The sequence below is a fragment of the Pseudoalteromonas rubra genome, from assembly GCF_005886805.2.
In the GTDB taxonomy this organism is placed as follows: domain Bacteria; phylum Pseudomonadota; class Gammaproteobacteria; order Enterobacterales; family Alteromonadaceae; genus Pseudoalteromonas; species Pseudoalteromonas rubra_D.
Window position 1 is genome coordinate 2,366,096 of the sequence record NZ_CP045429.1, and the last position, 12,809, is coordinate 2,378,904.

The following is a 12,809-nucleotide window of genomic DNA, read 5'->3' on the forward strand; positions in this document are numbered from 1 at the left end:
CTATTTTATATGCTTTTAAAATATAAAAGGCTATTGGCTTTTGGAAGTACTGCCATAATCAGGCCCGATAAAGCTCCATTCAGCAACCGGCACTTTCACTATCATCACGGAATCCTGTTTAAATTTTTTAGCATACAGAGATGCCAGTATTTTGGCCTTTTTAACGCCCTGTTCGTCTACAATCACGGTCACGACTTTCGAACGCTCTGGCTTACCTTTGTAGTAGCCCACCGAATCCACGACATTAAAGCCATCAAAGGTCTTCACTATCTCGTCATTTTGAAACGCTTGCCATTGCTCCAGCGAGACACCGCCGCCATCTGGCAATGACAGCCCAAAGAACAACCTGAGCCGATAGACTTCATCGGCGTACGAAGGGAATGTACTCAGTAGTACAGCGATTAAAATCATAACAAGGCCTAGATTTTTTCTCATTGTTCTTCCCTTGATTAGATAAACATAAGCCCTGAGGCGGAATATATCTTACATGATCTTTATTGCCTATGCGCTACCCATTGCGCAAAGCACATAATGCTTGGATTACACGCCTTTGTGCATAGGAAGACCCCGTGCATTTCCAGGAGCCTATTCACCTCCATCGCCACCTCCATCATCCGGGGAGTCTGTTGAGCCGCTAAAGTACCAGCCACTGTCGGTGTTACCAAACTCCATCTTGCGACTTATCGCGAAACTCAAAATAGAGCCAAAAACAGGCAAGAACAGCGCGATTAGCAGCAATTTTAACTTATCTTAAGTGTTAGTGTCGGGGTCAGACAAACCCGCGTACCAATAATTACACACAACACCATATGTATCGCCAACAGCCACATTAAATACATAATTATCCTTATTTGATTGCCTCTTTCTGGCTCAATATCTGAGTCATACTGACCGCCCCACCCTAGCCCTCAGATATTTGTCACCAATACACTAAGAATGCTTAGTCCTGTTGGTTGAGAGATTGTTGAAGCTGCCTGTCACTAAGCATTGCTGCACTTCGGAGCTTTTTGAGCTCGCCTAACAGGATGACTCTGTCAAAGCCTCGATATTCCCTGCCACTATCCGTACGTTTTTCAAGACCACTGATTGAGTTATAGGCTTGCATATGTCCGGCATATTGTCCGGTCGAATCAATGGAAAAGAAAAAAGGAAAGGTTCGTATCGCTTCAGAGTTTACCCCTATACCTTCAATTGCTTCGGCTCCATTGGGTGAATAATCGGCTTCTATATAGGCTACAACAAAGTTGTCTGAGACATATTTATTCAGGTCCAGTGCCTTACGGTCTATATTTCTTGAACCCCTTTCATACATTTTCCACTTCAGAGGCTCATTATCATATTGCCATTCATAAACATATTTTCGACGCTGACCATCAATGTACTTATCAAAAACATGGCACCAGATACACCACTCGGCGCCATACACTAGCAATACCGTTTTATTGGTTGAGTTTGCTTCCAGCAAGGCCATTTTAATGATGTTCTTTTGATCCGAACATTCGTCGTATATTTTTGCAACGCCATCTCTGCAATCGGGACTTATATCACGGGGGTATTTAGCAATTTTGTTTTTAGCAGAAGAGAAAAAAGCAACAAACAATAAGAAAAGAAGGACTATTACTTTCATCAGTTGAACACTCTATACAGTATGTCAGTTGTGACCTATTGAACCCTGTACTTCTCACCCCTCAGATTCTCAACAGATATTTTGTATTTCACACGCTCACCATGCCTAAGTAATACGTATGAATGACATTAAGGGTACAGACTTTTTTAGAAGGCTTTATTACACGCCTGTTTTTCGTCTACAACACCAGAAAATAAGCTTTATGTCACGTATTGACCCAACCAATACTCAATACGTAGCGACTACCCTCAGTGATTCTGCTTACAGCATGAGGTTCTGTATCAGGTCTGAATAATTTAACCCTTGACCAGTTCAGCAAGGTATTCTGGCAGATGAATTCGCCGCCTTGTTTGGCGTGTTTGAGGATAATATTGAGCCGGTAATGTTTACCGGAGGTGACCTGATCCACGTGTTGTTTGATTTCACTGCCCGCCGGGAAGTGGATCAGGTAACAGTCGAATTTAATGGGCCAGATTGCACCGCCTAACAGCATTTTATCGTAGCCCGAGTCTTGTCTTCCTGATTCCCAGCGCCATAGTTTTTTCCACATAACCTGCACTCACATGATGTCCCGCGCAGAGCGTGTTGATAATACTGCGCTTAATCAATTTTAAAATTGTCCATAGTACGCTGTAGTGTATCACTGTTCAGTTTCATGTCATCAAAGAGTCGTTTTAATGCCTGTGAGGTCTTAAGTTCCTCATTCGCTGCATCTAATACTGCTGTGGTGTTACTGGAAATATCCTGTGCAACAACAGACTGCTGCTGCGCTGCCGTTGCGACTGAGGTCGTGAGTTGCTCCACATGACTACTATGGTCACTGACCTGCATGGAGACCTGCCGGGTTTGCTCCACTTCACTCATGATATTACTAGCCAACCCGGTATTTTCTTTGATGGCATTCACCACATTGCGACTAATGTCATTCAGGTTGCTGAGTAAAGTCGAGATCTGCTCAGATGAACCTTTACTGTTATTGGCAAGCCCCCTGACTTCATCAGCAACCACCGCGAAGCCCCGACCATGTTCACCTGCTCTGGCCGCCTCAATAGCCGCATTAAGCGCTAACAGGTTGGTCTGATCGGCCACACTGCGGATAGAGTCCAGGATAGTGTTGATCTCCTCCACCTGTTGCTCCATGTTCAATGCCATTTCATTGACCTGCTCCATATTCTGCGACAGTACATGCATGGCATCCAGATTACGCTGGTTGTCTTCAAGTAACTTTTTAGATTCATCATTGAGCTGATCACTGGCGTTTAACGTATCTGACGCCGCTTTTGCGATGTCTTCGCTGGTTGCCGCCATTTGCTCAATGGCCGCTGCAATATTGGTGGCAAGACTCTGGGTGCGCTGCGCATCTTCGGTCACATGACTGGCAGCTTTTTCCATTTGATTACCAAGCTTAGTCCCTACGTTAATGGACTTGGATAACCCCACCAGCAGATCCTTAAAGGCATACACCGTATTGTGAATCGATTCGGAGATTTTACCCAGCTCATCACTGGTTTTTAGCCTCACATCTAAGGTCAGGTCACCGTTATTCGCAACTTTAGTCAAAATACCGGTTAGCTCATTCAGCTCACTGCGTAAAGAAGTAAACAAATGCGTATTGATCACTATGATGATAAGCATAAAAATCATGAACAACACAAACAACCAGGTCATTTGACTGATCAGATCTGCTTTATACGCCTCACTGATTTCACGCGTATGTGCCCACTGGCTGTCGAGTAAAGCTTTGACGTCCTTAATTTGCCCGGTCGCCTGCGAAAACCACTGCCCGCTATTCGGTAGTTGTGAATAGTCAATATTATCGCCCTTAGCAATGGCAGTGATCACCTTATCAAGCGCCTGAGCACGGCTATCAGACATCAGCTGTTTATAGGCACTCAGCGTGTCTCCGGACAACGCCGTTTCAAGCTGCTCTTTTAACAAAGTAAGTTGCAGCTGATAATAAGCAAGATCCCGTTTTACAGCGTCATTGGCAGATTGCCTGGCCAGCACCCCATTCACTTTGCCCCGTAATTGTCCTTTGCGCTCTTTACTCTGCGCCATCAAAAATGCGATGGACAAATTGGATGCCAGCTCCCGGTTTGTGACATAAGCCTGCATGCGCATCGCGGTATTCAGAGCAAGTTGATTGACATGGCTGTAATAATTAAATGCATTTTTGCCCTGCTGTTGATCCACCTGACGACGCAACGCGCTCTTTTCTCTCAGCAGTGTAAACAAATTAGGTAGCCACTTTTGCACTTTGTCATCGTCTTTAAATGCACCATTGTACAAACCTTCCAGCGCAGCAGCGGCAGCATCCGCTTTGATACGTTGCGCCGCAACCGCTTGTCTGGTTTGCCCGCTAGGATTGCCCAAAAAGCCAGCCGTGAGCCCCCGCTCAACAGCATGATGATGCGCCACCTTTTCCATTGCATCCAGTAACCCTATATAAGCGATGTCTTTTGAGGTTGCCTCAATGTCTTGCCAATACTGATAGACGACTTTGCTAAGCAAAATAAGCACAAAAATAAGTAAGGCAGCTGAGCTAATAATAGACAATTGAATAATAGAAAAGCGCTTAAGCAGATTCATGGTGTCTCCAGTATTCACTTAATGAACCCAATCAACTGCTTAATGACTGGATATCCTTATTGCTATTAAAGATAGTCAAAAATCTGCAAAGTCGACACTATCTGAGCTGCGACTATCGTAAGCATGTCTGCGCTTTGAGGGTACAGCTAGTCACCACACCAATGACGACTTACCCACTAATCGAGCAATATCACCCTGGGATGGGCTTCTGAAGAGCGTTCGTGATAAATATCGTCGAGATATCGGGCCAGTTCAGATTCATCCAGCTCGGGAGGGATCACGACATCATACCAATTTGCTTAATTAAGTGTTCTGTTTTGAGGCGAGAGAATATAGTCGATAACACCGCTCTCGCGTCCTGCTATCGCTGAGGCACCTACGTCCATGTAGGCGAGGCAAAAATTTTGCTATTTAGTTCTTCTAAATGAGAAATTTTTAACGCTGTTAGCGTCATATTTGCTCCTTCAAATAGACCAGGTATTAAGTGAAATTGGTATCATATACCCTGGCGCGCATGCCCCTGTCAGAATCATTAAACAGCTGCCATTGCGCCTCAACCCGGCTTACTGACATGCGTTTGCCAAATACATTAAACCTGAATGTCATCCGTATTCCTAAAAATAAAACAAAGCATAACAAGCAGTTTTTACTATTTGGCCAGGAAAGTCGACAGGCTAGCTAAAAAGCTTTTCACTAAAGTGCGGGTTGGTGGTATTGATTGTCAATTTGGTGATTTGGGTCAGTTGCACTAGGCTGGCTTGGTCCCCCACACTCAGCTTTAAACACTCATTCTTGTGCGTATCACGGCACAAGTCTAGGGCCATGCCCGAGAGCTGTTCACCGCTACGCAGATTGATAGTCACCGGATAGTGAAACAGGCAAACAATCTCAAAATAGTCGTAGTCGCTACAACTGATCACGCGCTTATGCTCCTGTTTCAAGTTTGCCAATGACGATCCGGTTCACAGAGTGCTGTCGGAACAGGTTTGACGCCGTAATGACATCTTCAACTGTCGCGTCTGGTGATATATACAACCAAACACTTTCTGTTGAGTCCTCAAAGCGTAACTTATCTATTAATTCACCAAGCTTGCGGCGCTCAGCCAGAGGATAGCTGACCTTTTCATACATGAAGTATAGATGTCCACTCGCTAACAATTGCACTTTAATCGCCCTGTCATGTGCACAACGGTAATGGCAATGGTTGATTGCCTTTCCCTGAATAACAGGCACAGCCTGAATGGGTGCTTCTCGAGGAATAACAAACAGTAGTAACAGCAGGGCCAGACTCAGACCCGCGTAACTCAGTATAGAAAATACCGAGTTATCGCTACGGTGCTGTTGACGCAAGTGGGTCACGCATTTGCGCTGTGCTGAAGGCCCAATAAATCGAGCAAAGCACTGTGGATTTGCAATTTAGGTGTCCCTTCGCTGTACGGCGCTACCCCAAGCAGAGGTGCATTTAATCGTTGTTTCAAGGTCTCCAGGTTAGCTTCATATTCCTGCATGGCAGGATCAACCTGATTGGCCACCCACCCTACGCAGTTCAAACCGGCTGCACTAATAGCTTGCTCGGTCAAAAATGCATGGTTCAGACAACCCAGTTTCATCCCAACAACCAGGATCACGGGCAATTGCTCCTGTTTAATCCAGTCGTACAAGAATTGGGTGTCGTTGATAGGTAACGCCCAGCCACCGGCGCCTTCAACAAGCGTATACTCTGCACCTAAGGTACTTAACTCACAATATTTTTCACTCAATGCCTCACAGCTAATGGTCACCCCGGCACGCTGCGCAGCGATATGTGGTGCAATAGGTGGCTCGAAACAAAATGGATTGATCTGCTCATATTTGCCGTGCACAGAAGCCGCTTCCATGAGACTCAGCGCATCTTCGTTCACAAGCTGACCAAAGGCTTCTTCAGCGCCTGCTGCAAGCGGTTTAAAACCGAGCGCTTTCTTGCCTCTTTGTGCCAATAACTTAAGCAGTAATGAAGACACGTGGGTTTTGCCCACCTCAGTGTCTGTACCAGTGATAAAGAATGCACTCATAACTTAGTTAGCTCCATTAAGGCGACCTGATAACTCAACTGAGCCCGACCATTGGTAAGCGGGTACCCAGCCAATAATTTACGATATTGTGCTTTTCCCAGCAAGCCACGACGCTGGCCTTCATGCTGTAATTGGTTGGCGCCAATCGCCTTCACTGATTTAAAGGCCGCTTGAGCCGTGCGAAAGGTTTCTTTCAGGCACATCAATTCAGCATCATCAATGACAAATCCGGCGTCGTCGGCATGTGTCAGTAGCACATCAAATGGGGTAAAGCGATTAACATGACAGTGCGTGTCTACGCTTTGCCAGGCCTGCTGTATTTCGCACAAAGAGCCGTCGGCTACAATGCTCAGGTAGGCTTTCCCCCCGGGTCTCAAAATCCGTTTTAGCTCTGCAAATAACCTGGCATGATCCTGACTCCACTGAATCGCAAAATTACTAAAAATAGCATCAACGCAGTTATCCGCGAGCGGTAAGTTGTCCATATCCGCACAGATTTTAAGCGCATCTTCAGGACCTTGCCCTAACATACCAGCACTCAAATCCAATGCTACTAATTGCGCACAACGCTGACTTAACGCGTCGTAATGCTGCATGGGACCTGCGCCTAAGTCTAAAAGTCTGTTACATCGCTGAGTGATTTTCTTAAGTAAGATCTCTGCGGCCTGTTGCTGGACATTCGCATGCTGCACGTAAACCTGAGATGCACGCGAAAAACGCGAGGCAACCTGTGCTTTTACTGAAACACTCATATCGCCTCCTTAAGTGCATTGAGCAAGGTATCTATGTCTGCTGAGGTGTGCGCCGCAGTCAGGGTGATACGTAACCGGGCAGCATTTTGCGGTACTGTCGGTGGCCGGATGGCAGTCAACCATATTCCCTGCGCTTTCAATTGCTGTTGGGCTGCGAGTGCGTTATCTGCCGAGCCAAGCACGACAGGCTGTATGGCCGTTGTCGATGGCAGAACCGGAATACCCAGTTGCGCCGCCGTTTGGGTGAAATAGGCAATGTTATCTTTTAATGCTGCTCTTTGTGAGCAGGCACTGCGTAACTTAATAAACTGCTTAATTGCAATTTCTGTCAGCATTGGTGACATTGCCGTGGAGTAAATGTATTCGCGGCTGAATTGCAATAAATACTGCTGCACGCGCTCGCTACATAACACCGCAGCGCCCTGACAAGCCATCGCTTTACCAAAAGTGATCACCAACAACTCTGGCTTAACACCACTGTCAATACTGCCAAGCCCGTTATCACCCAGCACGCCCAGTGCGTGGGCATCGTCAACCATCAGCCAGGCACTGTGCGTGTTTGCAAGCTGAGCGATATCCACCAAAGGCGCGCAATCGCCGTCCATCGAAAATACACCTTCAGTCACGATCAGTTTGTATTTTGCTTTAGACTTTTCCAGTCGCGCACGCAAATGGGTGATATCGTTGTGATTGAACCGTGTTAGCTTAGCCTGACTGTGTAATGCGCCATCCAGCAAGCTGGCATGATTAAGCTTGTCCTGAAACAACTCAGATTCACGCCCTACAGCCGGATCGTTAAATAGCGCCTGAAGCACGCTGGTATTCGCAGCAAAACCACTGGCGAACAATAATGCCCTGTCGTAACCAAAAGCATCACACAACTGTGCCTCAAAAGCCGAGTGGACTGATTGAAACCCCGTCACCAGCGCCGAACTGCGACTGCCGGGCTGGGCCGTCAGGCTAAGCGTTTCATCGGCCAATGCAAGATAATCATTGCTGGCAAAATTCAGGTAAGTTTCGCCGTCAACTTCGATTTCACGGGCTGAAACTTTGCCTATACACTGACGATGACGCAGTAAAGATGCCGCAGCCCGGGCTTGGAGGGCTGCATCGATGAACTCAAAAGCCATTTAGTTGGCTTCGTAGAACAATTCAGACGTTGCTTTATCTGCGATTGCAGAATTCAGAGACGCTTCATAAGCTTCGTCTGAGTAATCCTGACGTTTCTCCGGTTGCATGCCCAGCTTTTTAAGCAGGTTCATATCTGCATCGGCTTCCGGGTTCTCTGTGGTGAGTAGCTTATCGCCGTAGAAAATCGAGTTTGCACCGGCAAAGAAACACATCGACTGCATTTGCTCGTTCATTGCTGTACGACCCGCAGATAAACGCACATAGCTGTATGGCATCATAATACGTGCAACCGCAATGGTACGGATAAACTCAAAGTGATCTAAATCTTCAACGTCTTCTAGGGGGGTACCAGCCACTTTAACCAACATGTTAATTGGCACACTTTCAGGTTGCTTAGGTAGATTCGCTAGCTGCATAAGCAGACCGTAACGGTCAGAGGCTTGCTCACCCATACCTACAATCCCGCCCGAACAGACTTTCATACCGGCATCACGGACGTGGTCGAGTGTATCCAGACGGTCCTGATAAGTACGTGTGGTAATGATCTGTTCGTAGTACTCAGGTGACGTATCCAGGTTGTGATTATAGTAATCTAAGCCTGCTTCTCTGAGCGCATGTGCTTTGTCATTATCGAGTTTACCCAGGGTCATACATGTTTCAAGGCCCAGTTCTCTAACTTCGCGAACCATCTTTTCAATATAGGGCATATCGCGGTCTTTTGGATCAGACCAGGCTGCGCCCATACAAAAGCGCGTTGCGCCCTTTTCTTTGGCCACCTTGGCCTGTGCAACCACTTTTTCAACTTCCATCAGGCGTTCACGCTCCAGATCGGTTTTGTAATGGCCCGACTGAGGACAATATTTACAATCTTCCGGACAAGCACCTGTTTTGATAGACAAGAGTGTAGAGATCTGTACTTCATTGGGATTAAAGTTTTTTCTGTGGATGCTCGCGGCATGAAACAACAGATCGTTGAATGGCATTTCAAATAGTGCTTTAACTTCTTTATGCGTCCAATCGTGACGTACTGTGCCCAATTCCATAATTATTCTCTTCTTTTGACTGACATTTTTTAGTCAGTTGTTATGACGGTGATTGGCTTAGTCTACTTCTTGCTTTACCATTGTCAACACAGACCACTTAAGCAAGGTTTACAAGTGAGTAATAATAACACTATTGATTTAGCCTTTGATAAAACTCATATCTGGCATCCCTATACCTCTATGCTGGATCCGCTGCCCGTTTATCCAGCTAGTCATACACAAGGTAATCGCATTCATCTGGAGACTGGCGAAGAATTGATTGATGGTATGGCATCCTGGTGGAGCGCTATTCATGGCTATAATCACCCGGATATTGTAACTGCAATCACTGAACAAGCAGGCAAGATGAGTCATGTGATGTTTGGCGGACTCACACATGCTCCCGCAGTTGAACTATGTAAAAAGCTAGTGGCCATGACTCCTGCGCCACTGAATAAGGTGTTTCTGGCGGACAGCGGTTCAGTCAGTGTTGAGGTGGCAATTAAAATGGCCCTGCAGTACTGGTTAAGCCAGGGCCATAATCGCAAAACCAAACTTATGACGGCCCAAAAGGGTTATCATGGTGATACCTTTGCCGCGATGAGTGTGTGCGATCCGGTCAATTCCATGCACAGTATGTATCAGGGCTTCCTGCCGGAGCATATTTTTGTACCTGCACCATCCGGGCGTTTCAATGAAGGCGCTGTTGAAGAAGAATTACAGCAGCTCGAAGCGTCATTTGTCGCGCATCACCAGGATGTTGCAGCATTTATCATTGAGCCAATAGTGCAAAATGCTGGTGGTATGAATTTCTACCACCCGGACTACCTCAAAAAGCTCCGTACACTGTGCGATAAGTATGACGTTTTGCTGATCCTCGACGAAATAGCGACAGGCTTTGGTCGCACCGGAAAGTTATTCGCCTGTGAGCACGCCGATATCAGCCCAGATATTCTCTGCCTGGGTAAAGCCCTGACCGGTGGCACTATGACACTATCTGCAACACTTACCACAGATGAGATAGCCGTTGGGATCAGCCAGGGCGAAGCCAAAGTACTGATGCACGGCCCTACTTTTATGGGCAACCCACTCGCTTGTGCTGCCGCCAATGCCAGCCTGACACTATTGCAAAGTAATGTTTGGCAGCAGCACGTTCAGCGTCTGGAACAAAGTTTACGAATGCTTGAGCGTTGCAAAGCACTGGATGCCGTGCAGGATGTCAGAGTACTCGGCGCGATTGGAGTTGTTGAACTAAATCGCACAATTGACGTGGCAAAAATACAGCGATTCTTTATCGAAAAAGGCTTATGGATCCGCCCGTTTGGCAAACTGATCTATCTGATGCCTCCCTATATCACATCGGATGAAGATATTGCATATCTGGCAGAAGGCATCTACCAAGCTATCGAGCAGGACGCATATTAATCAAGACCTGCACTGCAATAAAGTTCGACAAAAAATGCAAAGTTGGTAATTTTTTTGCCAATTTTGCAATTATTTACGATATTTCATCGATTGTACCTGAAATCATTTCACGGCTTTGTTAGACTAGGCGACTTTGATTGTAAATTCCGAATAAAGTCGAGAATCGAGCTACTATGCAACAAACCGTCAAATTGCAGCCAGCTGAAGCTTATCAGCCGCCCCGCTTTACTGTTTATCAACATCGTCAGATTGATAAAATTGAGCAACTTGAAAAACTGCCTGAGCACCTGCGCTTCCAGATGAAGGTGGTTGCAAACGTTTTCCCTTTCCGCGTTAATAACTATGTTATTGAAGAACTCATTGATTGGGACAAGGTGCCCAATGATCCCGTTTTCCAGCTTACTTTCCCGCAACGCGGCATGCTGGACGATGAGTCTTATGAAGAAATGGCAGCGCTGCTAAAGCGCGAGCATACCCCAGAAGAAGTCTTCGAGCTGTCTACGAAACTAAGACAAAAGCTCAACCCGCACCCGGCAGGTCAAATGGATAAAAACGTCCCGACCTTTGACGGAGAGCGAGTAGAAGGTATTCAGCACAAATATAAAGAAACCGTGTTGTTCTTCCCAGCACAGGGGCAGTACTGTCACTCTTATTGTACTTTCTGTTTCCGTTGGGCACAGTTCGTAGGTAAAGCAACGCGCTTTAACAACAACGACGAAGAGCTGCTGCACAGCTACCTGGAAGAGCATACCGAAGTCACCGATCTTCTAATGACCGGCGGTGACCCTATGGTAATGCGTACAGTAAAACTGCGTAAGTACCTAGAAGCGCTGAAAGAGCCGCGCTTTGATCACATTCGTACTATCCGCATTGGTACCAAATCTCTGACTTTCTGGCCATTCCGTTATGTCACAGATCCTGACGCACAAGATTTATTGGCACTGCTCAAAGAGCTAGTTGATGCCGGAAAGCATGTGTCAATCATGGCACACGTTAACCACAAGCAAGAGCTGCGCACCGACATTGCTAAAGAAGCGATTAAGCTGCTGCGCAAAACGGGTGCTCAGATCCGGACTCAGGCCCCGCTACTTAACCACCTTAACACCGACCCTGAAATGTGGTCTGAAATGTGGAAAGAGCAAACTCAGATGGGCATGATCCCATATTACATGTTCATTGAGCGTGACACCGGCGCCAAGCGCTACTTTGAGTTACCGTTGTACAGAACCTGGGAAATTTTCCGTGACGCTTATAAAGAGGTTTCGGGTGTAAGCCGGACGGTACGCGGACCTTCTATGAGTGCGGGTCCAGGTAAAGTCGAGGTTTCAGGTGTGACTGAAATCAACGGTGAGAAAGTATTCGTGTTGCGTTTCATTCAGGCACGTAACCCGGACTGGGTTCAGAGACCTTTCTTTGCCAAATATGATGAAGAAGCGACCTGGCTGGACGGCCTCAAGCCGGCATTTGGCGAGGATAAGTTCTTCTGGCAAGACGAATACGACGCCATGTAAGGCATTAATGCATAAGAAAGCCGACATTCACGTCGGCTTTTTCTTTATTTGATAACCCACTGTTTTTGGTTACCATTCGAACATATACGCCATTTTGCTAATAGTTCTCAGAGCGACGCCATGTGTGTTGCGTTTAGCATATAAATGCTGCATCGACTTATCTTTGACTTCGCCAACAATCACTTCTTTGACCTGATACCCCATCGCCTGTGCAGCACTGGCATAGGCCACAAACTCCCAGCGTTTGATATTAGGGTTATCAGCTATCACCAGCGGGATCCCCTCAGCCAGCGCATTGATAAAGCGTGCCAGGTTCAGATTATGATATTCCGGTAACCTGAACTTCTCAAAATGGTACTCGCCTTGCTCATTATGAAAGTAATCATCTGTTGCACAAATGACAAATTGCGTCTCGTCACCCGCCACCAGCTCGTCAGCCAGCGCATAGGCGTAATGTGTTTTCCCAGAGCCAGGTAATCCCCGTAATATAAATGCCTGTTTCATCTATTGAACGACTTATATCCAGTTTTTCTTAGTAGTAGAGTGACATAATGCCATAATTTTCGCATTTAAGTAATTCATCGAGTACCTGCAAGCTGTTTTTTAGTATCGAATCACCAAACTACTCTCTATCTCCAGGAAGGAACAGATCAAATGGTCAATTATCGAGCTCACATCCCCTGTCAGTTGCCATTGGGTGT

At 46.4% G+C, this 12,809-nt stretch carries 16 protein-coding genes; 2 read left to right on the forward strand and 14 right to left on the reverse strand.

Annotated features, from left to right (window positions below; all coding sequences use genetic code 11):
* Positions 1-30: 30 nt before the first annotated feature.
* The 13 genes from CWC22_RS10210 to bioB all read right to left on the reverse strand — a co-directional run bounded on the left by CWC22_RS10210 (position 31) and on the right by bioB (position 9,193).
* On the reverse strand, positions 31-435 hold the full coding sequence (locus CWC22_RS10210) for a DUF3574 domain-containing protein (protein WP_138538186.1): 405 nt from the start codon (positions 433-435) through the stop codon (positions 31-33).
* A gap of 150 nt (positions 436-585) precedes the next feature.
* Positions 586-738, reverse strand: coding sequence for a hypothetical protein (locus CWC22_RS10215; protein WP_171045056.1), 153 nt, complete (start codon positions 736-738; stop codon positions 586-588).
* 202 nt (positions 739-940) lie between these two features.
* Positions 941-1,627, reverse strand: coding sequence for a hypothetical protein (locus CWC22_RS10220; protein ID WP_138538185.1), 687 nt, complete (start codon positions 1,625-1,627; stop codon positions 941-943).
* Positions 1,628-1,832: 205 nt separating this feature from the next.
* Positions 1,833-2,177: a 2OG-Fe(II) oxygenase gene (locus CWC22_RS10225; protein WP_138538184.1), complete on the reverse strand. Its 345-nt coding sequence runs from the start codon at positions 2,175-2,177 to the stop codon at positions 1,833-1,835.
* 50 nt (positions 2,178-2,227) lie between these two features.
* Positions 2,228-4,216: a methyl-accepting chemotaxis protein gene (locus CWC22_RS10230; RefSeq protein ID WP_138538183.1), complete on the reverse strand. Its 1,989-nt coding sequence runs from the start codon at positions 4,214-4,216 to the stop codon at positions 2,228-2,230.
* A 176-nt stretch (positions 4,217-4,392) separates the two neighbouring features.
* Positions 4,393-4,497, reverse strand: coding sequence for a DUF7661 family protein (locus CWC22_RS24620; RefSeq protein WP_419144606.1), 105 nt, complete (start codon positions 4,495-4,497; stop codon positions 4,393-4,395).
* Between the two features lie 199 nt (positions 4,498-4,696).
* Entirely contained in the window at positions 4,697-4,822 is a 126-nt protein-coding gene (locus CWC22_RS24555; RefSeq protein WP_138535978.1) for a DUF7661 family protein, read from the reverse strand.
* Between the two features lie 68 nt (positions 4,823-4,890).
* A complete protein-coding gene (locus tag CWC22_RS10235) occupies positions 4,891-5,166 on the reverse strand; it encodes a Rho-binding antiterminator (RefSeq protein ID WP_230090562.1) in 276 nt (91 codons plus the stop codon).
* Complete coding sequence (locus tag CWC22_RS10240) at positions 5,141-5,566, reverse strand: hypothetical protein (protein ID WP_138535980.1); 426 nt, start codon at positions 5,564-5,566, stop codon at positions 5,141-5,143. Before CWC22_RS10240 ends, CWC22_RS10235 begins: the two co-directional genes overlap by 26 nt.
* A 5-nt stretch (positions 5,567-5,571) precedes the next feature.
* The gene (bioD, locus tag CWC22_RS10245; RefSeq protein WP_138535984.1) at positions 5,572-6,267 is read right to left on the reverse strand and encodes a dethiobiotin synthase; all 696 of its coding nucleotides are present in this window, start codon (positions 6,265-6,267) and stop codon (positions 5,572-5,574) included.
* Positions 6,264-7,019, reverse strand: coding sequence for a methyltransferase domain-containing protein (locus tag CWC22_RS10250; protein WP_138535986.1), 756 nt, complete (start codon positions 7,017-7,019; stop codon positions 6,264-6,266). The genes bioD and CWC22_RS10250 overlap by 4 nt, the downstream gene beginning before the upstream one ends.
* On the reverse strand, positions 7,016-8,149 hold the full coding sequence (locus tag CWC22_RS10255; RefSeq protein ID WP_138535988.1) for an aminotransferase class I/II-fold pyridoxal phosphate-dependent enzyme: 1,134 nt from the start codon (positions 8,147-8,149) through the stop codon (positions 7,016-7,018). Before CWC22_RS10255 ends, CWC22_RS10250 begins: the two co-directional genes overlap by 4 nt.
* Entirely contained in the window at positions 8,150-9,193 is a 1,044-nt protein-coding gene (gene bioB / locus CWC22_RS10260; protein ID WP_010384553.1) for a biotin synthase BioB, read from the reverse strand.
* 114 nt (positions 9,194-9,307) lie between these two features.
* Between bioB and bioA the strand changes: the two genes are divergently transcribed.
* Positions 9,308-10,597, forward strand: coding sequence for an adenosylmethionine--8-amino-7-oxononanoate transaminase (gene bioA / locus CWC22_RS10265; protein WP_138535990.1), 1,290 nt, complete (start codon positions 9,308-9,310; stop codon positions 10,595-10,597).
* 173 nt (positions 10,598-10,770) lie between these two features.
* Positions 10,771-12,108, forward strand: a complete 1,338-nt coding sequence (locus CWC22_RS10270) for a KamA family radical SAM protein (RefSeq protein ID WP_138535992.1) — start codon at positions 10,771-10,773, stop codon at positions 12,106-12,108.
* A gap of 69 nt (positions 12,109-12,177) precedes the next feature.
* On the opposite strand, the gene CWC22_RS10275 is transcribed toward CWC22_RS10270, so the two are convergent.
* Complete coding sequence (locus tag CWC22_RS10275) at positions 12,178-12,612, reverse strand: AAA family ATPase (protein WP_010384547.1); 435 nt, start codon at positions 12,610-12,612, stop codon at positions 12,178-12,180.
* Between the last annotated feature and the right edge of the window lie 197 nt (positions 12,613-12,809).